The organism is Cellulomonas sp. P5_E12, assembly GCF_054049315.1.
This window is the reverse complement of the sequence record NZ_JBFUMP010000003.1, coordinates 93,494-118,253: the sequence shown is the minus strand read 5'-3', so window position 1 is coordinate 118,253 and position 24,760 is coordinate 93,494. Positions and strand designations below refer to the sequence as shown.

Genomic DNA, 24,760 nt, shown 5'->3' with positions numbered 1-24,760 from the left:
CCTGTTGACCACGTCAACGGATCGGCTCGAATCGGGTCGGGGCGGACGGATCCGCGATCGCGGAGGTGCAGATCAGAGGTTCACCGTCGTCCGCCGAGGCTCGTCGCAGCGCTTTCGATTCCCGTCTCCTGACTGTGTCGGCGACCTGCGATCTGACGTCCCCGTGCGCCCTCGTTGAAGGAGCGTGCCTGACCTCGACCCAGACGAAGGTGTGCGACCCGAAGAAGTTGACCACCTTCACGCCCTGGCCGTCAGCCTCCAGACGGACTCGGTACTGGCGCATCCCGGCCAGTGCCAGCACGATGCCGTACAGGATGCAGACCTGTCATTGCGGTCCCACCGGGTGACCTCGCTGGCGACGCACATTCCGGCTTAGAGCAGGAACAGACCGAGCCACGCCCGTCGACCGGCGCGAGATGCCCGAAACGGCGGAGCAGCACTTGCAGGACCTGTCCACGAGTCGTTGGACAGCAGACGTCGTCGAGGGCCACCGAAGCCTCCGCCGACGAGCTAGAGCGACTGGATGCACATGAGCAGGGCGGCCGTGCCGGCCGACGAGATGACCGCGGCGATCACGACACTCGTCCGCTCCCGCGGACGGAGGCAGGTACTCCGGCCGCTCAGCCGAGCTCGGCGCAGAGGTCGCGCGCCCTTCCGGAGGTCGAGACCAGGGTCCAGTTCCCCTGTGCGTCGACTGCGTAGACGACCCGGCCGGTGTACAAGGTGGTGGTCGGTCCGGCCGGCACGTCCGTCGGGAACAGGATGATGACGTGGCTGCCCATCGACTCGACCCGGGTGGCCCCGCCCGGGAGCGCGGTGTACCTGTCGGCGACCCCCTTGGACGGCAGGGTGATCGAACTGCCCGTGCTGACGTTGGTAAGGGTGAGGTTCCCGCCCAGGCCAGTGGTCATGAACGTCGGGTTGTCGTGGATCTTGACAGACGCGCCGGTGCTGATGGTCGCAAGAGGGAACGAGCACGCCATGCCGGCGGGGAAGAAGAGCTCGTCTGCGGCGTGCGCCGGAGCGGCGACGACGCCGACGGTCGCGAGCGCGACGGTGGCTATGCAAAGTGTGCGGATGCGTGCGGTGATCATGAGGACGGTCCCTTCGGAGCGGCGTTCGCGAGCATGGGAGAGTGCGCGGCTCGACGGTGCTCTCTGCTCCGGTCACCACACGCCCAACTGGGGGTAACCTCCGGGATCACGACGGTACTCGCCGGCACGCGAGGGTGGCAGCACCATCGGCCTGGTCTTCGGCCTCGTGCGCCGAGCCCGCACACTGCTCACCGGCCGTGAACCGAGGTCGTGTGTCGTTGACCATGTCAACGGATCGGCTGGAATCGGGTAGGGGCCGACGAAACCGCGATCATGAACATGCAGATCAGACGTTCGCCATCGTCCGCCGGTACCCGCCGAAACGCCTTCGATTCCCTACTGGCCGCTGGCGGCGAGCGCGCCACTGGTGCGACCGAGAGCCGACAGCATCGTCGATGCGAGGCGCGTCGGACCCGAGCTCGTCGACGTGCGTGACTACCTGCGGGGGCGCGCCTGGCCGAGGGACGGGACGACGGCCACCTTGTTCTTGGGGCGGCCGGAAGGGCGGCCCAAGGTTCTCAGCGGGCTTCGCTGCCAGCCGTTGTGGGACCACTGTCTCTCGGCGGATACCTCGCCGCGGTCGCCGCACGGATCGGCCCCCTGAGCGGAGCCAAGTGTCTGGGCTGCGACTTAGGGCTGAACCCGATCATCTGAACGTGGCGCCGCGGAGAGCCCCGGGGGACGTGCGAGCAGCTCGAGCACTGCGTCGGCGACGGCCTGCGGCTGACGGAACGGCACGAAGTGGTCGCAGTCGAGCATCCGCAGATCGAGGGAGGGTTGTGTGGCCATCCAGGTCAGGTCTGACTCGGTCAGGAAGTAGTCGGTGCGTCCCATCAGCACGACCGCCGGGATCGCGTGCCAGGCGGCGCCCACCTGTCGGTTCGCCATGGCGCTCGGCGCGATGGGGCGCCGGGGATGGTCACGCAATACGGCGCGTACTTCGGGTGGGAAGGTCGCGCCGGCCTCGTCGTCCAGCCACCATCGGTTGTCGAGCGCGTACGTGCCGTCGGGAAACCAGATGAGGTGCTCGTTGCCGTCCAACCAGTCGTCGTCTTGGACGAAGCCCTCATCGCGAGGGACCGAACTGACGTAGACCAGGCCGGCGACGTCGGGCTCAGCGTCGGCGGCGGCTGTGATGACGGCACCGCCGTAGGACCAACCGACGACGACGACGGGAGTCTCGCTGGCACGGATCGCCTCGCGAACGGCTTCGCTGTCGTCCATGAGCCCGGCGGTCGCTGACCGATGGGACGGCAGGTCCGGTGCCAGAACGTGGATGCCCCCCGCCTCGAGGGGTTGCCGGACCCAGAGCCAGTCGGACGGGTTGCCCCATCCGCCGTGGACCAACACGGCCGTCCCCTGAGTCCCCGGGGGGAGTGCCGACTGCTGTGCGGAAGACGCTGCGGACACGGGTCCGCTCCCTTCGTCGGCGAGCGTGCTGGAAGCCCAGCTGCCAGCCACCCGCTGCGGGTTGTCCAGGTTGTGCGCCACATGGCGGTGCGCGATCGGCCCCGTGCTAGGTCCCATTCAACCAAGTGGGCGCACCCCGTTCTTCGGCGACAGTATCGACCCCTCGGTCCACCGCCTGGGGGAGGCGTTCGCACTCTCGGGCTTGACCTGCGCCGAGGAGCACGACGACGCTCGGCGGTACTGGCTGGAGCATCCGGCGCTGCGGGCGACGGAGGTCCGGCTGGCCGCGACCTCGCCACGATCGTCGGCGTCCGCTGGCGATAGCCGGGCGGACCGAAGGGGGCACGCCGCCGGACGGTCCGCACCACTCTGGCGCGTGCCGCGTCCGGAGCACGCTCAGACCGGCACTCGTCGGCCCGTCTCGAAGGACTCGATGCAGCCCAGGGCCAGTGCGAGCGCGCGGCGGCCCGCACGAGCGTGGATCGGTGGTTGGCCTCCAGACCGGAGGGCGGGCAGCAGTGCGTCGACATGTCGGTCGAAGGTGCGCTGGAACTGCCGGGCTTCGTCGTTGAAGTACCCGGCCTGCCACACCTGGCTGGTCTCGTCGCCGACGGTCGAGACCGTCAGCCGGCGCACCGTGTCCTCCACCAGCAGGCGTCCGGCGCGCCCGTTGATCTCCAGCTGGTGGGTCAGGGGGTAGGCGTACGACGAGTCGTAGGTGCCGACGAGGCTGCCGACGCCGCCGTTCGCGAGCTCGAGCGCGATGGCGACGGTCGTGTATGGGCCGTCGTGGGGCCGCGCCATCTGGGCCATCACGGACACGATCGGTCCGCACAGGTGCTCGATCGTGTCGAACGCGTGGCACTGCGTCTCGATCAGCTGGGCGTGCGGGTGCGTGCCGATGTTCGCCTCGCCTCCGAAACGCCAGCTCGTGAACACGATCTCGCCGAGGGTGCCGGCCGTGATCGCGGCCCGTGCGCGGAGCATCGGCTCGGCGTAGCGGTGGTTGAAGTTGATCGCCAGGAACAGGTCCCGCTCGGCCGCCTCGCGAAGGAGCTGGTCCGCCTCGGCAAGATCGAACACGAAAGGCTTCTCGACGAGGAGCGGAACGCCGCTGCGGATCAGCTGGAGCGTCGGGGCGAAGTGGTGCTCGTTCGGCAGCGCGACAGTGACGAGGTCCGGCTGGGCGGCGTCCAGCATCGCAGCGATGTCGGTGTAGCCCGTGGTGCCCGCCTCTGCTGCCTGCCGTCGTACGCGCTCGTCGGTCCTCCCGACGATCGCGACGACGGTCGTGTCGGACCGCTCGGTGAACACCCGGATGTGCTGTCGACCCCACCCGCCGGGGCCGACGACCGCGACGCGCAGAGGCGAGCCGCTTCCGGAGTCGGAGAGTGCCGCCCCCGCTCCTTCGTCGGCGGCACTGTTGACGACACCCGGGCTCTCGGTCATGACCTTCCCCCGTCGTCGGGCAGCGCGTTCCTGCAGTGAAACGTCACGCGGCGTGCGAGTCAATCGTCTGCCGGTGGCACCTCGGCGCCGCCGCGCGCCCACGGCAGCATCGACACCAGCAGGTTCTCGACGTCCTGGTTCCCTGAACGGCTTCGGGGACTCCTCCTGGCTCGGCCGGACGAGCCAGCCGGTCGAGCAGGCACCCGCCTGAGTCCAGCTTCGTGATGGGCGAGGTCATCAACGTCAACGGCGGGGCGCACGTGCCCTGACCGCTGCGCCCGGGTGGACCCGTTCACTGCGGGAGCCTCACGTTGACCACGTCAACAGAACCGCTCGAATCGGGTCAGGGTCGATGGATGTGCGATCGCGGACGTGCAGATCAGGCGTTCTCGCTTGTCCGCCGCGACCCGCCGAAGTGCCTTCGATTCCCGCCGCCTCCACGGTTTCTGCGTCCCTGACCTGCGTAAACGCGCGACTCCGGGCGACAGTGGTTGATGCCGTCAACCGATGAGGCCGCTAGCGGGACGTCATTGAAGCCGCAGGTGAGCCGTGTCGTCCTACCGGCGACTGGGCTGCAGGATGTGGGCCACGGTCCAGTTCGCGATCTTCTCCCCGTGGTGGGTGCCGACTTCCACCGCGTCGCGGAAGTGGTAGCCGACGTAGATGCGCGAGACGGCGTTCTCTTGTGCCGCCTGGGAGAAGCTGGTGAAGCTACGCAGCGTCGGCGCCGGGTCCGCGCACGTCTGCCCGCTGGGCAGCGTGTAGCTGCAGTTCGTGAACGAGATGCGGTCGGTGTGGAAGAACCGCTTCAGGACTTGCGCACCGGCTCCGCCTTCGACCGCGTGCCCGGAGTCGTAGTCGGGGATCGGCGGCACCGGCAGCAGCGGCGTCCAGGTCGGGTCGGCGATGGTGGCGGGGTTGCCGTCGGTGTCGGCCAGCTGGATCGCGGTGACCGGGCGCCAGAAGAGGTAGTGGTACTTGGCCTCGAAGGTGCCGATGTAGCCGTCGGTCAGCGCCGTGTTGAGCAGGGCGAACAGCCGGGCGCTCTCCCAGAGGTCGAGCCCCTGGCTCGTCGCGACGGTCCTGGCGATGCGGCTCCACATGAGCGGTGAGCTCTCGACCCAGAAGAGCGCGATCTGCGTCTGGTCGGGTGTGCGGTCGCTCGGGGTCGTCACGTCGTCGCCACCGAGGTGCTGGATCTCGTTGACGTCGGCTGCGTACTTCGGGCTCGTCACCGACAGCGGACCGCGCGGCCGGAACTGGGCACCGTCCTTTAGAGAGAATGGGCGCAGGTCCTCGCCGAGGTGCGGGTAGAAGGCGAACGGCGTGCCCGGGGTGTAGCGGTACTCGCCAGGCTCCGTGCCTTCCTGGAAGTTCGGGTCGGTCAGAGGCGTGTCGTAGCCGTCGTCGGCCCTCAGGGTGAGGACCGCGGACGCGGCTTGGTGCCCGAGCGCGATGCCCTGCGTCTTGGCGGCACCATCCGGAACGCCCGCCAGGGCGGTCGCGTAGTCGGCTTCGACGCTGGCGACGCCGGCGTTCAGGCAGTCGGCGGGGAGGAAGAAGGAGAAGGAGCCGAGGGTGGGGACGAGCACGTCACGAGCGGCCGTCGCCACGGCCGCGTCCGTGGACGTTCCTGGTGCGGCGTGCAGGTCGGCGGCGTACGGCCGCGAGTGGCGGTCGATGGCGTTCAAGGCGTCGTGGATGGCGATGTGCATCATGGCGTACATCCGGGCTTCCTGGGGCCCGTTGCCGCCGATGAAGCACGCGTCGACCGAAGCCGCGCCGGCGTGCGCGTTCCAGGCGATCACCGCGTTGGGGGAGCCCGCCGGGGTGCTGGGCGAGGGGTGGTGTGCGTCGACCTGATGCGCGCTCGGCGGGGGCGCGGCCGCCACCGGGGAGGCGGTTGCCGGTGCTGCCAGGGCGACCGCCGCGACGGCAGCGGCCACGAGCCCCGTCGAGAACCTCCCGGGATGGGGTGTGAGCGAGGCGAGCCACGTACGGCTGGGTGGGCGCATGAGGCCTCCAACGGAGACTGTCCGCGACAAGAGGCTGGATGCCCGGATCTACCGTCGGGTGGCGAGGACAGCGGCCGCCTTACAGGCCTACGCCCAACGCGGCAGCACGTCAAGGCACTACGGGAGACCCACACGGGGGCATCTTGACGTGAGTCGCCGGCCCATGCTCGGAGCCGTGCGGCCTGGCCAGGCGAGAAGTCCCGCGACCGACCGGACGTCGACGCCTCTGACCTCGGCCAGCTCCGGTGCCGAGATCGGGTCCATTCACCCTGACGATGGCGTTGTCACACCGGGCAGCCCGATACTCGCAAGGTGGGCGATTGCTGCGGTCGAGGCGACTATCAGGCCACGTTCACCGACCGGTTCGCGCGCCAGATCGCAGAGCGGTTCCGCGAGCGCGGCCTGACCCGTGTCGAGGAGCGGCTGGTCGGTTTTCTCACCGAGCGCGGCATCGAGGGCGCCACGATCCTGGAGATAGGCGGGGGCGTTGGCGAGATCCAGATCGAGCTTCTACGCCGCGGAGCGGCCTCGGCGACGAACCTGGAGCTCTCGACCAACTACGAACACGAGGCCCGGCTTCTGCTCGAGCAATCCGGATTGACCGGACGAGTAAGCCGCCGGTTCCTCGACATCGCGACGGCTCCAGACGACGTCGAGCCGGCCGACGTGGTCGTGCTGCACCGCGTCGTGTGCTGTTACCCGGATTACGAACGGCTGCTCGCGGCCGCGGGTAGCCATACCCGGCGGCTGTTGGTCTTTTCCCACCCACCACGCAGCGGGATGACTCGTGTGGCGCTGTGGTGTGAGAACGCGTTGCGACGATTGAGGCGCAACGACTTCCGCGCCTTCGTCCATTCGCCCCCGGCCATGGTGGACGTGCTGACAGCCCAGGGACTGACCCCTCGCTACCATCGGTCTGGCCTGGTCTGGGATGTCGTCGGGTTCGAACGATGATCGGGCGTGCCCAGATATCCGTTCTTGTTTGGCGGCGAGCGCAGTGGTCGAGTGTCTGCTTGGAGTCGCGCTCGTAGGTAGAGCACAGTGAGTGACCGTGCCGCCACCGGCCCCGCTCTTCGAGCCCTCGCGGAGTCGGCCAAGATGCTCTGTTGCGTGTACGCGAACCGCGCAGACAGGGTGGCGCTGACAGACCGGCGCGGCRCGCGACGCCCCACGACGAGAGCCGGCGGGTGCTCAAGCGGCTCGCCGTTGGCGTGCATCAGCCCAGGCGGGTCATCTGCTCCTGCTGCAGGGCGATGAGGCGGCGGCCGATCTCGAAGAACGCCACGGTGCCCGGTGGCCCCGCAGCCGTCCAGAGCACACGCCCGTCAGTGATGTCGACCGCCGTGAGGATCGGCTCCTGGTCGTCGTACCCCGTCGCGAAGAGGACGACGTGACCATCGGTGAGCAGGGGACGACGGACCCGCAGATCGTCCGGAGCTGTCCACAGGCGTTTGCCGGTGCGGGTGTCCACCGCGACGAGGTCGTCCCCGAAGGTGGTGATCAGGCGGTCGTCCAGCAGGAGTTCCCAGTCCTCAGGCGTCGCCTCCGCGCTCCATCTGGGCTCACCGGTCCGGGCGTCGAGCGCGACGATCTCGGCGGCCGTCGCGCTGGTGGTGAAGAGCAGGTCGCTCGCCGAGCCGTCGTCGACGGCGAGCCGGAGGAGAGGACGGTCGATCGGGAAACCATTCCCGGCATCGGAGGCAGAGACGGTGCCGTACGGGCCCTGAACGCTCGGGGAGCCCACGACGAATCGCCCGTCGGCGAGCACGGTGAGCTCCACCGGCCGCTGGCCGCCCTCCTCCGGCCACTCACCCAGGACCTCCCCGTCCTCGGACAGGGCCAACGCCATGAGACCGCTCACCACGATGACGCCGTGCTCAGTCCTCGTCTCAAGTGCCCGTGGCCCCTGTTCCGACCCGGCCCCGGGCAGCGGCTGCTCGCTCCGGGCGGTCCAACGCACCCGACCGGTCAGCGGATCCTCGCGTGTCACCTGCACGCGTCCGTCCGAGAGCACGGTCGTCACCAGGATGTCGGAGCCGAGCGTCTCCACGGTGCCGAACCCGTACTCGAGGCTCCGATCGCTGACCCTCTCCCCGGTCTGCGCGTCGAGAACCACCAAGCGGGCCTCGGATCGGGGGCCGTGCGCCGGGAGCTCGGCACCCGGGGCGGCGGGGACAACCAAGCGGCAGACGATGTGCGTGCTCACCGCACGCGGTCCCGAGCGAGCGTGGAACACCGAGATCAGCCCTTGAACGTCCGGACCAAGAGCTCGACATCCCACGTCCAGCTCGCTGGCGACCTCGGGAAGCGCGACGTCCCACCGCTGCTCGCCCGTCACGATGTCGTTCCCGACKAGCCGGAAGCCCTCCCGGGGGTCCCCGAAGAGGCTGACCATCAGGTCGGGGCCGTGCACCGCCGGATGCCCCCAGCCGCCCGGCTGGGTCCACACCTCCCGCAGCGAGGAGTCCATCGGCTCGAGCAGGCCTGCCACGGCGGCGAGGTGAGCATCCCTGGCCCGGGCCCGGACGCCGTCGACGACCACGACCGCCGCGAGCAGTGCCAGTGCGCACGCGAGGAGCAGCCATCGACGACGAGCCCACAGCGCCGGTCCGACCCCACCGTCGGCAGCGACGGCTGGGACCGGCTCGCGCTGTCCTTGTCCCGGATCCCCGCGCGCCCGCGCCGCCTCGTCGCCGGCCCCCGGTCCACCGTCGTCCGGTCCGCCGTCGTCAAGTTCGACATCACGCATCCCCTTGCCGCGCGACATGCTTCGGACACTACGCCGGCCCGGACTCGAAAGACCCAGTCGTCGGCCCGACGGATCCGCGAACGCGGACGTGCAGATCAGACGTCCGCGACCCTCCGCCGCAACTGGCCGAATCGCCTCCGACTCCCGCCACCTCCTCCGCGTCATCCGGTACGGCGACGCTGGAACAGGCATGCAGATTCGCCAGGTGGACAACACGCTGCGCGTTGATGCGGCGAGTCGGAGTCCCGGCGGCCGCCTGACGCCGGGGGGCAGAGGCAGCGGGGGAGGCGCCGGCGTCCATCGAGCGCCCGTGTCGTGACGTGGTTCGGGGACCTCGGCGGTCGGTGGCCCTCAGGAGTCGGTGGCCCTCAGGACGAGGCGCGCAGCGAGACGGCCGACGACCGCGCCCGTCACGGCACCGACCAGAACGTCGCCGGGGTAGTGGACGCCGGTGTAGACGCGGGACAGCGCGACGGTGGCCGCGGCGACGCGTAACGGGATCCGCAGCTMGGGCAGGACCTGCCCAACGGCAGCGGCGAACGCGGCGGCGGACGCGGAGTGCCCGGACGGGAAGGACGTCGACGTGGGCATCGGCACCCACCGCGGTGCCGGCACGCGCAGCGCGTGCCGGTCCGGTCGGAGTCGGGCCCCGGCGCGCTTCATCGGCTGGTTCACGACGAAGGATGTCGCAGCGATGGCCGCCACACCCGCCAGTGCGGCGGTCCGCCCCCTGCGCCCGCCGAAGGTCGCGAGGAGCGCCGCGGTGGCGATCCAGGGCTTGGAGTGGTTGGCCGCCTGGGCCACGATCCGCATCGGCTCGTCGAGCAGCGGCGTCGACCACTCGGCCACCGCCTCGTAAGCCTGACGGTCCCACCGGCCGAGCGTGCGCAGGACGCGGAGCAGCGCCTCGGGCTGCTCGCCCGGCACGGCGTCGGCAATCCGCTGGGCCAACCAGTCCTCGACCGGCTCCCGGCCGTCCGCCGTCGAACCGTCCGCGGGCGGCACCGGGTTGCCGCCGACTGGCGCGCTCACGTCAGGCCCCGTCCGGAGATCAGCCGCGACAGCGCCGTGAATGGCAAGGGTCGCTTCCCGCTCGACAGCAGTGTCGGCTTGCTCTGGACCCGGTCGCGGGCGACGCGCACGACCAGCGCACCCTGGCGGGTCACGAAGTGCAGTGGGGGATCGAGGGTGAGAGCCTCACCGTCGATGCCCAAGGCGACGGGCTGGTCGGAGGCGACCTCGAGCGACGTCGTCGTCCACTCGTCCCATCCGGGGAACAGCTCGCTGAGCCCGGCCGCGGTCAGCGCGGCCAGCTGTTGAGCCTCCGCACCGCTCACGACGCGCAGCGAGGCGATGCCCAGCAGGCCATCGTCGAGCCTCGGACGTCCTGCGCCGCGCGGTGCAACGGACAGGTCATAGGGGTTGTTCGACACGAGAAGCACCTGGGCCGTCGTCGCCAGCCCGCCGCCGGGCAGCGTGAACCGCAGGTCGACGGGCGCAGCCGACGGGCCGACCAGCTCGGGGAGCAGCTCGACAGCGGTGCGGACCTTCGACTCCCGATACCGCGGCGAGCGGACCAGCTGGGCGTACGCGCCCATCGACGCGTTGTTGACGAACACCCGGCCGTTGACCTCGGCCAGGTCGACGCGGACGTCGACGCCGTCGACGAACGCCGCCAGGGAGCCGACGACACCCGTCCCGACGCCGAGGTCGCGGGCGAAGTGGTTGCGCGTGCCGGCGGGCACCACGACGAACGGGATCCCGTGCCGGGCTGCGACGGCGGCGACCAGCGCTTGCGAGCCGTCGCCGCCGGCCATGCCGAGCAGGTCGCTGCCCCGCGCGACGGCGGCCTCGGCCAGCGCCTCGAGGTCGTCGCCCGGACTCAGCACGACGGGCTCGACGCCAAGGTCGCGGCAGCGGTCCTCGAGCCCGAACTTGGTCGCCTTGCCGCCGCCTGATCTCGGGTTCATCAGCAGGACAGGGTGCGTCGGCCGGGGCGCACGGTTGGCGGCGTGCCGCTGGTGGCGCTGCGCGCCGGCGCCGGTGCCGGCACTCGGGTGCGACATGCCGGTGCCTCCCGACGCCCGATCGATTCGGATACTGACGATAGTCAGGCACGTCGAGGTCGGCGAGCCCGGATGGTCAGCGAGTGATCGGGCGGCGCGACCCGTTGCGTTGTCCGTACCGCCGCTCTCTCGAGCCTGATGCGTGGCGGCGTCGTCCATCTGCCGGGGCCCTAGTGCCGGCCGGGTCGGCCGCCGCATTGAATGTTCGTGCGATCGCTCGCCCACCAGACAAAGCTCAACGTCTCGGCCGGCGACGCGCTCAGTGCGGTGCGAGGCGCTTGGAGCGCCCAACGCTGACGACCGATCGACACACCGGTCGCTTCGGCCCGGGGAGCCTCGGCAGCGAGGTGAGTGTGCAGTTTCGCTGCCATGCCAGTTGTGTTGACCACGTCAACGGATCGGCCCGAATGGGGTCGGGATCGACGGATCCGCGATGGTGGACCTGCAGATCACACGTTCGCCCTCGTCTGTCGGGCCTGGCCGAATCGCTTCGATTCCCGCCAACCTCCACATCGCCAATGCCTCTGACCTGCGCCAATGCGCAACCGAGGCACCACTGGTTGACGCCGTCAACAGATCCGGTGCGCACCGAGGGGCGAGGCTGGCGGGATCTCCGCAGGCACCGAATGCCTCGCGGAAGGAGGTCCTCCTAGGGACACGCACGGCGCTCGCGCACCGAGTCGAATGGCTCCGTGCGCACGCGTGACGGCCGGAGGCAGAGATGTTCGATGAGCGACAACTCGGTGTTGGCGGCCGGCCGATGGCACCGGAGCGCGCCGATCCGACATCGACAGGTTGGCAATTCCTGCCGGACGCGCTCGGTGGAGCCGTCCGACGCGTAGCGCGTGCTGCCCGACGGAGAGCGGCGTCGCGGTCGCCGACGACGAGCGTCGCATCGCTGTCACCCGAACCGCGCTGCTTTCGCTCCGTCCCGCGATGGACGACGGAATCGACGTCCGCGGATATCTCCGTTGGAGCCCGTTCGGCCACTGGGTAAGGAGATCGCAGATGAACGATGACGACGCCGCGCTCCCCGGCGAGGACTACGGGTCCGCCTTCGACCGCGAGCCTCACAGGAGCTCGCGAGCCCGCCGTCGCGCATTCGTCGTTCTCTTGGCGATCGCCCTCGGAGCGCTGACCGGTGCAGGCGTCTACCAGGTCTCGCTGCAGCCAGGGGCGCTGATCATCAAATCGGTGTTCGAGGCGAAACCGCTCGTCACACCGCCCGCCGGTTTCGCCGCCGACCGGGGAGCCGTGGCGCCGATGCGCCGCGTCGCCCTCGGTGCCTCCGGGGCGCACGTCGATCTCTACGAACCTGCGAGCCGCTCCGCTGACCGCCATCCGATGATCCTCTGGGTGCACGGCGGCGGGTTCGTGTCGAGCTCGTCGGCGACCGTCGCCGACTACGCGATCCTCCTCGCGTCATCCGGCTTCGTCGTCGGGAACCTCGATTACACGCTCGCGCCGACCGCGAAGCACCCGGTGCAGGTGCGGCAAGCGGCCGCGGCCCTCGACTACCTGCGCGCGCACGCCGATGGCCTCGGCGGGAATCCGCTGGCGCTCACGATCGGCGGCGATTCCGCTGGCGCGCAGATCGCGAGCGAGACCGCCGCCGCGGAATCCGACCCCGCGCTTGCGAGCGCCATCGGCATCGCCGTTCCCGCTGCTCACGAGCGGCTGCGCGGAGTCGTGCTGTTCTGCGGGCTGTACGACATGCAGACCGTGGGCCAGACCGGTTTCCCCGGTCTCCGCACCTACCTCTGGGCCTACACCGGTCATCGGGACTGGCTGCAGGACCCGCGAGCGGCCGAGCTCTCCTCCGCGACGGAGGCGACCTCCGCCTTTCCGCCGACATTCGTGTCGGTGGGCGACGCAGACCCGTTCCGCACGCAGGCAGCCGAGCTCGCCGCAGCGCTGCGTGGGAGGGCTGTGCCCACCACGACGCTGTTCTGGCCGGAGGGGACCGGTCTGGGCCACGAGTACCAGTTCGACTTCAGCACACCGCAGGCGCGCTCCGCTCTCACTGCCACGCTCGCGTTCCTCGCGCAGGTGACGCGATGAGGGCGCGAGCGGGACGTCGAGGGGTCCGGGTCGCTGCACTCGTGGCCATCGGGCTGCTCTCCGCGTCCATGGCCTACGTACTGCTGGTCGTGATCGGCCGATGAGCCTCGAAGGACGACGCTTCGTCGCACTCGGCAGCTCCTACGGCGCCGGACCGGGGCTGCGGCCGCGGGTGAAGGGCAGCCCTCTCGCCGCGGGCCGCTCAGCGAGCAACTATGCGCACCTCGTCGCCGGGCATCTCGGGATGGACCTCACCGACGTCACGTTCTCCGGAGCGACGGTCGCGCAGCTGCGCCACGGCGGGCCTGCCGACCGGCCCGCTCAGCAAGCAGCGGTCACCCCGGACACCGCGTTGGTCACGATCACCGGCGGCGGCAACGACGTCGGATATCTCCCCGCGCTGACGCTCTCGAGCCTCCCCTCCCCGCTCGCCGAGCTCCTCCGGACGCCGTCTCGCATCCGGGCGTTCACGAGCCGGACCGAGACCGACCGACGCTTCGCCGACCTGACGACGGAGCTCGTCGGGCTGCTCGCAGACCTCCGCACGACCGCGCCGGACGCCAGGATCCTGATGGTCGGCTACCTCACCCTCCTACCGCCCCGCGATACGGACACGGGCGTACTGCCCGCACCGGTCGCGGAGTGGGGCCGAGGCATCGCTCAGCGCCTCACCGATGTGATGCGGAGCGCGGCACAGGCGACGGGTACGGAGTTCGTCGACGTGTCCACCGCATCGGCCGAGCACCATGCATGGTCGGCGGACCCGTGGACGCGTCGGTTCCACCCGACGTTGCGCGGCGGCGCCGCGTACCACCCGAACCTCGCCGGTATGCGCGCGGTGGCCGAGATGGTCGCGGAACGCCTCCGCGCCGAACCACTCTCCGACTGAGCCGCTCAGGTCCCACCGATCGCTCGGACCACCGGATCGAAGCGGACCTCTCGGCCCACCCGATGCCGAACGGAGCCACCAGGACGGACATCCACATCGGTGCGTCGGTGACTGTCGCCGAGGCGCCGCTGCACCCCATCGAGGCCGGCGACGGCCTCCGCGATGCGTATAAGCGACTCTGAACTTGGGGGTTGCCCTGCCCAGGGCATAGCCCTGGCCAACACATTGCTCGTTCGACGCCTGGTGCTCTCGATCAGGTCGAACTGGTTGCCGTCCGGGCCGGCCAAGGTGAGCCAGTGGGCGAATTGATGGAGACGCTGTCTCGTGCGGCGCCCGGGCCGGGCAGGGTCGTGACGTCGTGGGTCGGGACGACCCGACCAGACGCCGTCACGAAGGCGAGCCGGACCGGCTCCCCGGTCGCACCCTCGACATGGGTCGCCGCCGGACCGAACTCCGTCCGGCGGTACTCGTCGCCCCACTGCGTGAACGCGGCCAGAACAGGGCGCAGCGCGTGACCGGCAGGGGTGAGCAGGTACTCCTCGCGTTCGCGAGCACCGTCGTCCCGGTAGGTGCTGCGCGTCAGCACGCCGGCCTCGACCAGTCGCGCGAGCCGGTCGGCCAGCACGTCCGGTGCGACTCCGAGCTGTTCGCGGAACTGCGAGAAGCGGGTACGGCCCCACATTGCCTCGCGGACGATCAGCAGCGACCACTTCTGCCCCAGCACGTCGAGGCTGTTCGCGATCGAGCATCGAGACATCAGAGGCACAGGCATGAGGCGAGTCTACCCGTTCTGGGTTTGAAGTCCCAAGCGAGCATGCTAACTTGGTGATTCCTACACAGCCTCGGAAGGCGGTCCCGTGCCCCAGCTCACCCGTCGCGGTTCGTTCGCCGCAGGGGCCGCCGTCGCCGGCATCGCCCTGTGGGCCAGCGCCGCACCGACGATGGTCTACCCGCAGTACGCCGACGCGTGGGCACTGTCGACGGCGACGACCTCGGCCCTGTTCGCTGTCTATCCGTTGGCTCTCGTCCCGACGCTCGTGATCTTCGGGAACCTCTCCGACTCGATCGGGCGGCGCGCGACGATCCTGGTCGGCCTGGCCGCACTGGCGGCCGGATCTGTCGCGTTCGGGCTCGCCCAGGACGTCAGCTGGGCATTCGTCGGGCGCGCGCTGATGGGTGTCGGCGTCGGCTTCGCGCTGAGCCCGGCCACCGCCGCGATGGTCGAGAACGCCCGGCGCCCGGAGCGCGCAGGCTCGGCGACGACGGCAGCGACCGCCGGCGGCCTCGTCATCGCCACCCTCGTCGGCGGCGCCCTGGTGCAGTACGCACCCGACGCCCTCCACCTCAGCTTCTGGGTTCTGGCCGTGGCCACCGCGACAGCGTTCGCACTGTCCTGGTTCCTGCCGCGCCACCAGCGCGACGCTGCGCAGCCACCGTGGACGCCTCGGCGGCCGATGGTTCCCGCCTCCGCACGGACGCGGTTCGTGGCCGGTGCGCTCGGCATCGGCGCCGCCTACTCCATGGGTGCGATCTACCTGGCGCTCGGCGCCCACATTGCACGGGACCTGCTCGGTTCGGGCAACACCTTCGTGGACGGCGCGATGATCGCGCTGTCGGCGGTCGCCATCGGGACCGTGGCCATCGCCGCGCGCCGCCTTCCGGCACGCACGGCACTCCTGTCGGGACCGATCCTGGCGACCGTCGGACTGGGCGCGTTGATCGTGGCCGGATCGCAGCACTCGGTGGCGCTGTTCGTGCTCTCGTCCGTGGTCGGCGGCGCCGGCTACGCCCTCCTGTTCTCCGGCGGTCTCGGTGCGGTCACGCAGAGCGCTCCGCCAGACCATCGCGCCATGGTCCTGTCCGCGGCCTACGTCGTCGGCTATGTGCTGCAGGCCGGCACGGCCCTCGGCCTCGGCGAGCTGACCCGGCAGGCCGGCCTGGAGTCCGCGCTCGTGGTCGGCGTCCCCGTCATCCTCGCGATCGGGTACGCCGCCGCCGTGCTCGTCCGTCACCCGGCGGCGATCGTCGGCAATGTCACCCAGGTTTCGCACCACCCGGTTCTCGAAGGGAACACCCCATGACCACCCTGCACGACGCCGTCGTCCTCGTCACCGGAGCGAACGGCGGCCTCGGCCGCGAGTTCGTCGACCAAGCCCTCGCCCGGGGAGCCGCGAAGGTCTACGCGAGCGCCCGGAACCCGCAGACCTGGACCGATTCCCGAGTCGTTCCGCTGGCGCTCGACATCACCGACGAGGGCTCGATCGAGGCAGCCGCCAAGGCCGCCGACGACACCACCGTCCTGATCAACAATGCCGGGATCTCGGGCCCCGGCCCGGTCCTGACGTCGAGCCTGCAAGACCTGCGTGCGCTGTTCGAGACGAACGTCTTCGGCCAGGTCGCGCTCGTGCAGGCCCTCGCCCCGACGCTCGCCGCGAACGGCGGCGGCGCGATCATCGACGTGCACTCGGCCCTGAGCTGGCTGGCCACCGGCGGGACCTACTCGGCCTCGAAGGCCGCCTTCTGGTCCCTCACCAACAGCCTGCGCCTCGAGCTGCACGGTCAGGGCACGCAGGTCGTCGGCGCCCACCTCGGGTACACCGACACCCCGATGACCGTGGACGTCACCGCGCCGAAGGGCGACCCGGCCGATGTCGTCGCAGCGATCTACGACGGTCTCGAATCGGGGGCCCACGAGGTCCTCGCCGACGAGACATCGCACCGGGTCCGCGGAGCGTTGTCCGGGCCGCTCGAGGCGCTCTACCCGAGCATCGCCTAGCTCGGCCCGTCAGGCGGGGGGCTCACGCGAGGCCGTCGACGCCTTCCTTTCCATCACCTTCGACACCGTCCTGGCGCCGAACCCGAGTTGAGTCCCCAACCACCGAAGGAATCCACCATGACTACCGGCACGACCACGAGCGTCGTCACGACCCCGCTGCAGCACATCGCAGCCACGAACGGCGTCACATACGCCTTCAAGCGCCTGGGCACCACCACCGGCACACCGGTCGTGTTCCTGCAGCACTTCCGCGGGAACATCGACAACTGGGACCCGCAGCTGATCGACGCCATCGCCGCGGAACGCGACGTGATCCTCTTCGACAACGCTGGCATCGGCGGCACCGACGGCACGACGCCGAACACGGTCGGCGCGATGGCGGAAGACGCGGTCGCGTTCATCGATGCTCTCGGCCTGACCGGCATCGACCTGTTCGGATACTCCCTCGGCGGCTTCGTAGCGCAGGAGATCGCGCTGTCCCGCCCGGCACTCGTGAACCGGCTGATCCTCGCCGGTACAGGACCCAAGGGAGCCCCCGGCATGGAGCGCTGGTCCGAGGACGTCGTCAACGCGGTCGTGGTCGACGAGACCGGTCCCGCAGGTGTGCTCTACGTCTTCTACGCGCCGACCGAGACGAGCCAGGCAGCCGGCCGGGCCTCGCTCGGTCGGATCTACGGCTGGCAGGACGGCCGCGACGAGCAGCCGTCGCTCGAGGCGAAGAACGCCCAGTACAGCGCGGTGCTCGACTGGGGCATGCAGGACTGGGCTGCTGTCCAGCGCCTCCGCAGCATCACGCAGCCGACCCTCATCCTGCAGGGCGACGACGACATCATGATCCCCACCAAGGCGAGCCACACGATGGCTGGCCTCATCCCGAACGCGCGTATCCGGATCTTTCCGAACGCCTCACACGGATCGATCTTCCAGTACGCCGACGAGGCCGCCGCAGAGACGATMGCGTTCCTGACCGACTGACGAGCTGCTGGGCGTGCGGAGGCACCTCCCGCACGCTCCGTGCTGCGTGTCAGCCTCAGCCGCGATGGAGATCGGAGGATGAGATGGCAACCATGCAGGGCGCCCGCGGTCCGAGGCGGACGAGCTCGCTGCTCGGCGACTACCTGCGCGCACGCCGCGGCATGCTCCAGCCGGAGGACGTCGGACTCTTCCGTTACGGCGGCCGACGCGTCGGCGGTCTCCGACGCCAGGAGGTCGCCGACCTGGCGGGGGTGAGCACGGACTACTACCTGCGGCTCGAGCAAGGACGGGATCGCCAGCCGTCCGACCAGGTCATCGTCGCCCTGGCCCGGGCGCTCCGGGTGGGCGACTTCGGCATTCGGCACATGCGGCGCCTCGTCCAGCTGCAGAATCAGGGCGCCGCACCCATCCGCAGGACGGACATCGATGGCGCCGTGGGGTCGCTCATGGACTTCTGGCAGCTCACCCCGGTCGCTGTGGTCGACTCCAATCTCGACATCGTCGCCGCGAACGACATCGCGCAGGTACTGGACGAGGGGCTGCTGTCGCCGAGATCGAACCTGGTGCTAGGGCTGTTCGAACGGCAGGACCACACGGCCGATGGCTGGCTCGAGAAGGCCGAGCGGGTCGTGGCGGACCTGCGGTTCCGATGCGATCCCGACGACGTCCGCTTGCAAGAGATTGTCGGCCGGCTGTCCATCCGTGAGCCCATCTTCCGGCGCCTCTGGGCCAGCCATGACAGCCAGCCGTTTGCCGAGGGTCTCGTTCGCTCCACGCTCGAGGAGCTGGGCCGTTTCACCTTCCGTTTCCAGTCGCTCGACCTTCCCTCCATCGACGGCTGCTCGGTCCTTGCTTTCCACCCCGCTGATGAGGCGGCACAGGCCGCGATCTCATCGATCGCCCGACACTTCGACCACGTCACCTCGGCCAGTGCTTGACCGGGTCGTGTCGGCTCGCCGGCAGGCGAGATGACCGTCCGGACGAAGTGCACGGGGCGCTCGGTTCGATCCGTCGGTTCGTCGATCAGACGTCCGGCCTGCCGGCCGTGCTGCGCCTCGAGTTCGTGCGTCTCCCGGTCGAGGGGACCGTCGGAGCGACGCTGGTGCTGGCCCGCCCGTCGGACGAGGAGACGGCGGATCGTCTCCACCTCCTCGACGGGACCCGCTGATCCGGCGGGCGGGCGCAGCCCCGGCTAGCTGCGGACGAAGTCGAGGATGTCCTGGTCAAGCTCCGTCTGGAAGCTGCCGGCGATGCCGTGCGGCCGACCGGGGTACAGCTTGAGGGATCCGTGCTTCAGCAGCCCGATCGCCTTCTCCGAGGCCGCCTGCACGGGGACGATCTGATCGTCATCACCGTGCAGGAGGAGCACGGGCACGTCCAGCGCGACGAGGTCCTCGGTCTGATCGGTCTCCGAGAAAGCCTTGATGCAGTCGTACATGGCAGCGAGGTCACCCGCCAGTCCCTGCCGCACGAAGTCGCGACGGACCCCCTCCGAGATGTCGGAGCCCTCCCGATTCGTCCCGTAGAAGGCGGCGGAGAGGTCCCAGAAGTACTGCGCTCGATCGCTCGCCGTTCCCTGGCGGATGCCGTCGAACACGTCGATCGGAGCCCCCTCCGGGTTGGCCTCGGTCTGCAGCATGAGCGGTGGGATCCCGCCCGCAGTGACGACCTTGACCACGCGGCCCTGCCCGTACTTCGCGGCGTACTTGATCACCTCGCCGCCGCCGGTCGAGTGCCCGACCACGATCAGGTCGTGCAGGTCCAGCGCCTCCACAAGCTCCGCGAGATCCTTGGCGTACGTCTCGATGTCGTTGCCGGAATAGGTCGGCGCCGAGCGCCCGTGACCTCGCCGGTCGTGCGCGATGACGCGGTATCCGGCGTCGGCGAACAGCTTCCGCTCGAGCTGCCAGGCGTCCGAGTTGAGGGGCCAGCCGTGGCTCAGCACGATCGGTGTCCCTGTGCCGTGCTCGGTGTAGTAGAGCTCTACACCGTCTGATGTCGTGAAGAAGGACAACGGACTTCCCTTTCGTCGTGTGCGATGCGAGGCGACCGAACGGCAGCCCGGCGCGACCGTAGGCACCGCAGTCCGTGCCGAAGAAGGTCCTGCCGGGGACACCCTCGACCGTGCCCGATCGACTCGAATAGGAGGACGACGGAAAGGAACGGACCATGACCGACGCACGACGGAGCCCGGAGCTGGAGGAGGCGTACGCCGAGTTCAGCTCGTGGTTCGAGGACCGATACATGCCCGCGTTCATTCGCGGGGTCGGCGGCGGGGCCGACCCCCGATTCATCTCCGACTACTGGGGCTCGCCGCTGTGGGTCGGGAACGATCTGGGCCCGGCGACGCTGGCGGAGACCGAGCAGGACGTTGGGCGCGCCTTCGCAGCCATGACCGATCGGCTTCATGCCGACGGCTACAGCGACAGCGTCGTGCTCGACCGGAGGACGGTCGTCTTCAACCGGGACGGCGCGGCGATCGACTCACTCTGGTCTCGTCGACGTGGCGACGGTTCCGAGATCGAGCGCGTCGCTGTCCACTTCGTGGTGGTGCGCCGACTCGACGGCATCCGCGTCGTCGCGTTCGAGACCCACGGCACGGAAGCGGACACGCTCGACGGGGTCTGGCCGGTCGTGCGCGGCTGAGGCCTCGCTGTCCGCCGCGGAACGGGGATGTCGCCTCGGCGGTTAGCCTCGGTGGTGTGGATGCAGCGGCCGGGCATGATGAGACCGACGTGCTCGCCCACCTCCGGCGCCACCCCGATGTCGAGGCGCCGAACCTGCACGCGGTCGACGCCAGCGACCGGCTGATCCTCGACGAGGCGGCACCTGCGCTGGAAACGACGGGCGGCTCGGGCGTCGTCGTGATCGGCGACCACCACGGCGCGATGACGCTCGGCGCGATCGCGCGGTACGGGCTCTCCGGGGTCCGCACGCACCAGGACCGTCTGCTCGGCGAGCGGGCGCTCCAGGCGAACGCCGAGCGGCTCGGGCTCGGCGGGTTCACGAATCACGAGCTGACGCCAGCGCTCGTCGCGGGTGCCCGCGTGGTGCTGCTCCAGCTGCCGCGGTCGCTCGACGCCCTCGACGAGAACGCGGGCCTGATCGCCGAGCACGCCGACCCCGACGTGCTCGTCGTGGCGGGCGGTCGGGTCAAGCACATGACGACCGCGATGAACGACGTCCTCGGGCGCCACTTCGCCGACGTGCAGGCGCACCTGGCGAGGCAGAAGTCGCGCGTGCTCACCGCGTCACAACCGCGTCGGGAAGCTGAGCGACCTGAGAAGCGGTGGCCCGAGCGCCAGGAGCACCCGGAGCTCGGCATCACGGTGTGTGCGCACGGCGGCGTGTTCGCCGGGACGGGGATCGACATCGGCACCCGCGCGCTGCTGCAGCACCTCGACGCGATGCCTCCGGTCGCCGCAGAGGCCGTCGACCTCGGCTGCGGCACGGGGGTGCTGGCGGTCCTGCTGGCGCGGGCGAACGACGGGCTGACCGTCACGGCGACCGACGAGTCAGCCGCCGCGGTGGCCTCCGCCCGGGCGACGGTCGCGGCGAACGGTCTGGAGGGCCGGGTCCTCGTCCAGCGCGCGGACGGCGCAGGCGACGTCCCGGACGCGAGCGTCGACCTCGTGCTGCTCAACCCGCCGTTCCACGTCGGCGCCGCGGTGCACGACGGGGTGGCCAAGACGCTGTTCGCCGATGCCGCGCGGGTTCTCAGACCCGGCGGCGAGCTGTGGGCGGTGTGGAACTCGCACCTGCGCTACCGCGCGACGCTGGAACGCGTCGTCGGGCCCACCCGACAGGCCGGCCGCGACCCCAAGTTCACCGTCACGGTGTCCACGCGGGCACAGCAGTAGTTGATAAGCCAGAAACCGGACGTACGCTCGACCGGATGATGCGTCCAACAGCGGCAACGGTCGGTGAGCTCCGCGCTTCGGGGCACGTGCACACGTCGGTGCGCGACGAGATCCGCACCAATCTCCTCGCGGCCCTCCGCGACGGCCGCGACCCGTGGCCCGGCATCCACGGCTTCGACGACACCGTCGTCCCGCAGCTCGAGCGCGCGCTGATCGCCGGGCACGACGTGGTGCTGCTCGGCGAGCGTGGCCAGGGCAAGACGCGACTCCTGCGCACCCTGGTCGGCCTGCTCGACGAGTGGTCGCCGGTGATCGTGGGGTCCGAGCTGGGGGAGCACCCGTACGAGCCGATCACCGCGGCCGGCCGGAGGCGCGCAGCGGAAGAAGGCGACAACCTTCCGATCACGTGGCGCCACCGGGACGAGCGGTACGTCGAGAAGCTCGCGACCCCGGACACGAGCGTCGCGGACCTCATCGGCGACGTGGACCCCATGAAGGTCGCGGAGGGGCGCGCGCTCGGCGACCCCGAGACGATCCACTTCGGCCTCGTCCCGCGGGGCCACCGGGGCATCGTCGCCATCAACGAGCTGCCCGACCTCGCCGAGCGCATCCAGGTCGCGATGCTCAACGTGATGGAGGAGCGCGACATCCAGATCCGCGGCTACGTCCTGCGTCTGCCGCTCGACGTGCTCGTGGTGGCAACCGCGAACCCGGAGGACTACACCAACCGCGGGCGGATCATCACGCCGCTGAAGGACCGGTTCGGCGCCGAGATCCGGACGCACTACCCGACGGAGCTCGTCGACGAGGTCGCGGTCATTCGTCAGGAGGCCGCGCTCGTCGCGGACGTGCCGGACCACCTCGTCGAGATCCTGGCCCGATTCACGCGCGCGCTGCGGGAGTCGAGCGCGGTCGACCAGCGCAGCGGGGTGAGCGCCCGGTTCGCCATCGCCGGCGCGGAGACCGTGGCCGCTTCGGCGCTGCACCGGGCCGCACGGCAGGGCGAGGAGCACGCGGTGGCCCGGCCGGTGGACCTGGAGACGGCGGTCGACGTCCTCGCGGGCAAGATCGAGTTCGAGTCCGGGGAGGAAGGTCGCGAGGACGAGATCCTCGACCACCTGCTGCGCACCGCCACGGCGGAGACCGTGCGCGCGCACTTCCGCGGGATCGACTTCGGCGTCCTGGTCGACGCGATCCAGGGCGGGGCCATGGTGACCACCGGCGAGCAGGTCAGGGCCCGCGACGTCCTGTCCGGCCTGCCCGCGCTGGGGGAGTCCGAGCTGTACGACGAGATCTGCGCGCGGCTCGACGCCACCAACGACGGCGAGCGCGCTGCCGCCATCGAGCTCGCGCTGGAGGGGCTCTACCTCGCGCGCCGGATCAGCAAGGAGTCGGGGGGCGGCGAGACGATCTATGGCTAGGCCCAACCGGCGCCTCGCGAGGTACACCCCGTACGTCGACGGGCCGGACCCGCTCGCGCCGCCGGTCGACCTGGCCGAGGCGCTGGAGGCGATCGGCGAGGACGTGATGGCGGGCCGCTCGCCCGAGCGGGCGATGCGCGAGTTCCTGCGGCGCGGCGGCCGGGACCACACCGGCCTCGACGAGCTGGCGCGGCGGGTGGCCGAACGACGGCGCGAGCTGACACGAGGGAACAACCTCGACGGCACGCTGCGGGAGGTCAAGGAGCTGCTCGATCGCGCCGTCCTGGCCGAGCGCAAGCAGCTGGCACGCGACGTCGACATGGACGAGGGCGACCGCGCGCTGGCGCAGATGCAGCTCGACAACCTCCCGGCCTCGCCCGCGGCCGCCGTCAACGAGCTCAACGGCTACGACTGGCGCAGCGCCGAGGCGCGGCAGGAGTTCGAGAAGATCAAGGACCTGCTGGGCCGGGAGATCCTCGACCAGCGCTTCGCCGGGCTGAAGCAGGCGCTGGAGAACGCGACCGACGACGACCGGGCCGCCCTGAGCGAGATGCTGGCCGACCTCAACGGCCTGCTCGAGAGCCGCAAGCGCGGCGAGGACACGCAGGAGCAGTTCGACGAGTTCATGGCCAAGCACGGCGAGTACTTCCCCGAGGGCCCGACGAACCTCGACGAGCTTCTCGACGCCCTCGCGCAGAGGGCCGCCGCCGCGCAACGCATGCGGAACTCGATGACGCAGGAGCAGCGCGACGAGCTCGACGCGCTCGCCCAGCAGGCGTTCGGTTCGTCGGACCTCATGAACGAGCTCAGCCAGCTCGACGACAGCCTGCGCTCCCTGCGCCCCGGCGAGGACTGGGGCAGCTCGGAGCGGATGGACGGGGAGAACGGGCTCGGGCTCGGCGACGGCACCGGCGTGTTCCAGGACCTCGCCGACCTCGACGAGCTGGCCGAACAGCTCGCGCAGTCCTACCAGGGCTCCCAGCTGGACGACCTCGACCTCGAGAAGCTGTCCCGCCAGCTCGGACACGACGCCGTGGTGGACGCCCGCACCCTGCAGCGGCTGGAGAAGGCGCTGAGCGAGTCCGGGACGGTGCGACGCGGCTCGGACGGCCAGCTCGCGTTGACGCCGAAAGCGATGCGCCAGCTCGGCAAGTCGGTGCTGCGCGCCATCGCCGACACGATGTCCGGCCGCACGGGCGGGCACGACGTGCGCCGCTCCGGTGCCGCCGGCGAGCCCTCGGGATCGACCCGGGAGTGGGCGTTCGGGGACACCGAGCCGTGGGACGTGACCCGCACGATCACCAACGCGCTGGTCCGCCAGGCCGGCACGGCGGGCCCGGTCAAGATCCTTGTCGAGGACGTCGAGGTCCAGGAGACCGAGGCGCGCACGCAGGCGTGCGTGGCGCTGCTGGTCGACACCTCGTTCTCGATGGCGATGGACGGTCGCTGGGTGCCGATGAAGCGCACCGCACTGGCCCTGCACACGCTGATCACGAGCCGGTTCCGCGGCGACGACCTGCAGCTGATCGGCTTCGGGCGCAGCGCGTCGGTCATGCAGATCGAGCAGCTGGTCGGGCTCGACGCTCAGTGGGAGAAGGGCACGAACTTGCACCACGCCCTGCTGCTGGCCAACCGGCACTTCCGCAAGCATCCGCAGGCGCAGCCCGTGCTCCTCATCGTCACCGACGGCGAGCCGACCTCCCATCTGGAGCCCGACGGCGAGATCTTCTTCGACTACCCACCGAACCCCGTGACGATCGCTCTCGCCGTGCGCGAGCTCGACGGCTCGGCGCGCCTGGGCGCGCGCACGACGTTCTTCCGCCTCGGCGAGGATCCGGGTCTCGCGCGGTTCGTCGACGCCATGGCCCGGCGGGCGGGAGGCAACGTCGTCACGCCCGAGACGGACGACCTGGGCGCCGCGGTCATCGACTCCTACCTCAGCTCGCGCCGCAACGGCGCCTTCGGCGGCTGGGGTCGCGACGAGGAGTGGTGACG

At 70.4% G+C, this 24,760-nt stretch carries 21 protein-coding genes; 11 read left to right on the top strand and 10 right to left on the bottom strand.

The window, feature by feature from the left end:
* Positions 1–13 precede the first annotated feature (13 nt).
* The 5 genes from ACXJKA_RS03395 to ACXJKA_RS03375 all read right to left on the bottom strand — a co-directional run bounded on the left by ACXJKA_RS03395 (position 14) and on the right by ACXJKA_RS03375 (position 5,968).
* Complete coding sequence (locus ACXJKA_RS03395; protein WP_456823922.1) at positions 14–283, bottom strand: PH domain-containing protein; 270 nt, start codon at positions 281–283, stop codon at positions 14–16.
* Between the two features lie 337 nt (positions 284–620).
* Positions 621–1,094 carry a hypothetical protein gene (locus ACXJKA_RS03390; RefSeq protein ID WP_456823765.1) on the bottom strand — a complete coding sequence of 158 codons (474 nt, stop codon included), beginning with the start codon at positions 1,092–1,094 and terminating at the stop codon, positions 621–623.
* 630 nt (positions 1,095–1,724) lie between these two features.
* Positions 1,725–2,621 (bottom strand): alpha/beta fold hydrolase, encoded by an 897-nt coding sequence (locus ACXJKA_RS03385; protein ID WP_456823764.1) that lies wholly within the window; start codon positions 2,619–2,621, stop codon positions 1,725–1,727.
* 279 nt (positions 2,622–2,900) lie between these two features.
* Positions 2,901–3,953, bottom strand: coding sequence for a Gfo/Idh/MocA family protein (locus tag ACXJKA_RS03380; RefSeq protein WP_456823763.1), 1,053 nt, complete (start codon positions 3,951–3,953; stop codon positions 2,901–2,903).
* Positions 3,954–4,510: 557 nt separating this feature from the next.
* On the bottom strand, positions 4,511–5,968 hold the full coding sequence (locus tag ACXJKA_RS03375) for a vanadium-dependent haloperoxidase (RefSeq protein WP_456823762.1): 1,458 nt from the start codon (positions 5,966–5,968) through the stop codon (positions 4,511–4,513).
* A gap of 312 nt (positions 5,969–6,280) precedes the next feature.
* Between ACXJKA_RS03375 and ACXJKA_RS03370 the strand changes: the two genes are divergently transcribed.
* On the top strand, positions 6,281–6,922 hold the full coding sequence (locus tag ACXJKA_RS03370) for a class I SAM-dependent methyltransferase (RefSeq protein WP_456823761.1): 642 nt from the start codon (positions 6,281–6,283) through the stop codon (positions 6,920–6,922).
* Positions 6,923–7,184: 262 nt separating this feature from the next.
* On the opposite strand, the gene ACXJKA_RS03365 is transcribed toward ACXJKA_RS03370, so the two are convergent.
* The 3 genes from ACXJKA_RS03365 to ACXJKA_RS03355 form a co-directional block, all read right to left on the bottom strand.
* Positions 7,185–8,735 carry an outer membrane protein assembly factor BamB family protein gene (locus ACXJKA_RS03365; RefSeq protein ID WP_456823760.1) on the bottom strand — a complete coding sequence of 517 codons (1,551 nt, stop codon included), beginning with the start codon at positions 8,733–8,735 and terminating at the stop codon, positions 7,185–7,187.
* 333 nt (positions 8,736–9,068) lie between these two features.
* The gene (locus tag ACXJKA_RS03360; RefSeq protein WP_456823759.1) at positions 9,069–9,749 is read right to left on the bottom strand and encodes a phosphatase PAP2 family protein; all 681 of its coding nucleotides are present in this window, start codon (positions 9,747–9,749) and stop codon (positions 9,069–9,071) included.
* Positions 9,746–10,783: a diacylglycerol/lipid kinase family protein gene (locus tag ACXJKA_RS03355; RefSeq protein WP_456823758.1), complete on the bottom strand. Its 1,038-nt coding sequence runs from the start codon at positions 10,781–10,783 to the stop codon at positions 9,746–9,748. Before ACXJKA_RS03355 ends, ACXJKA_RS03360 begins: the two co-directional genes overlap by 4 nt.
* A 1,113-nt stretch (positions 10,784–11,896) precedes the next feature.
* Here ACXJKA_RS03355 and ACXJKA_RS03350 point away from each other — a divergent pair.
* On the top strand, positions 11,897–12,844 hold the full coding sequence (locus tag ACXJKA_RS03350) for an alpha/beta hydrolase (RefSeq protein WP_456823757.1): 948 nt from the start codon (positions 11,897–11,899) through the stop codon (positions 12,842–12,844).
* A gap of 100 nt (positions 12,845–12,944) precedes the next feature.
* Positions 12,945–13,733, top strand: a complete 789-nt coding sequence (locus tag ACXJKA_RS03345) for an SGNH/GDSL hydrolase family protein (RefSeq protein WP_456823756.1) — start codon at positions 12,945–12,947, stop codon at positions 13,731–13,733.
* A gap of 253 nt (positions 13,734–13,986) precedes the next feature.
* On the opposite strand, the gene ACXJKA_RS03340 is transcribed toward ACXJKA_RS03345, so the two are convergent.
* Positions 13,987–14,505, bottom strand: a complete 519-nt coding sequence (locus ACXJKA_RS03340; RefSeq protein ID WP_456823755.1) for a winged helix-turn-helix transcriptional regulator — start codon at positions 14,503–14,505, stop codon at positions 13,987–13,989.
* A gap of 85 nt (positions 14,506–14,590) precedes the next feature.
* Between ACXJKA_RS03340 and ACXJKA_RS03335 the strand changes: the two genes are divergently transcribed.
* From ACXJKA_RS03335 to ACXJKA_RS03320, 4 genes are all read left to right on the top strand, one after another.
* The gene (locus tag ACXJKA_RS03335; RefSeq protein ID WP_456823754.1) at positions 14,591–15,814 is read left to right on the top strand and encodes an MFS transporter; all 1,224 of its coding nucleotides are present in this window, start codon (positions 14,591–14,593) and stop codon (positions 15,812–15,814) included.
* Positions 15,811–16,509, top strand: coding sequence for an SDR family oxidoreductase (locus ACXJKA_RS03330; RefSeq protein ID WP_456823753.1), 699 nt, complete (start codon positions 15,811–15,813; stop codon positions 16,507–16,509). The genes ACXJKA_RS03335 and ACXJKA_RS03330 overlap by 4 nt, the downstream gene beginning before the upstream one ends.
* A 117-nt stretch (positions 16,510–16,626) precedes the next feature.
* A complete protein-coding gene (locus ACXJKA_RS03325; RefSeq protein WP_456823752.1) occupies positions 16,627–17,484 on the top strand; it encodes an alpha/beta fold hydrolase in 858 nt (285 codons plus the stop codon).
* Positions 17,485–17,567: 83 nt separating this feature from the next.
* Entirely contained in the window at positions 17,568–18,422 is an 855-nt protein-coding gene (locus tag ACXJKA_RS03320; protein WP_456823751.1) for a helix-turn-helix domain-containing protein, read from the top strand.
* 254 nt (positions 18,423–18,676) lie between these two features.
* Here the strand turns inward: ACXJKA_RS03320 and ACXJKA_RS03315 are convergent, their stop codons facing one another.
* Entirely contained in the window at positions 18,677–19,498 is an 822-nt protein-coding gene (locus tag ACXJKA_RS03315; RefSeq protein WP_456823750.1) for an alpha/beta fold hydrolase, read from the bottom strand.
* 155 nt (positions 19,499–19,653) lie between these two features.
* On the opposite strand from ACXJKA_RS03315, the gene ACXJKA_RS03310 reads away from it, so the two are divergent.
* From ACXJKA_RS03310 to ACXJKA_RS03295, 4 genes are read left to right on the top strand one after another with little or no spacing between them, the layout of a single operon-like run.
* Positions 19,654–20,130 carry a DUF6841 family protein gene (locus tag ACXJKA_RS03310; RefSeq protein WP_456823749.1) on the top strand — a complete coding sequence of 159 codons (477 nt, stop codon included), beginning with the start codon at positions 19,654–19,656 and terminating at the stop codon, positions 20,128–20,130.
* Positions 20,131–20,186: 56 nt separating this feature from the next.
* The gene (locus ACXJKA_RS03305; protein ID WP_456823748.1) at positions 20,187–21,344 is read left to right on the top strand and encodes a class I SAM-dependent methyltransferase; all 1,158 of its coding nucleotides are present in this window, start codon (positions 20,187–20,189) and stop codon (positions 21,342–21,344) included.
* A 35-nt stretch (positions 21,345–21,379) separates the two neighbouring features.
* Complete coding sequence (locus tag ACXJKA_RS03300) at positions 21,380–22,765, top strand: magnesium chelatase (RefSeq protein ID WP_456823747.1); 1,386 nt, start codon at positions 21,380–21,382, stop codon at positions 22,763–22,765.
* Entirely contained in the window at positions 22,758–24,758 is a 2,001-nt protein-coding gene (locus ACXJKA_RS03295) for a vWA domain-containing protein (RefSeq protein WP_456823746.1), read from the top strand. Before ACXJKA_RS03300 ends, ACXJKA_RS03295 begins: the two co-directional genes overlap by 8 nt.
* The last annotated feature ends 2 nt before the right edge of the window (positions 24,759–24,760 follow it).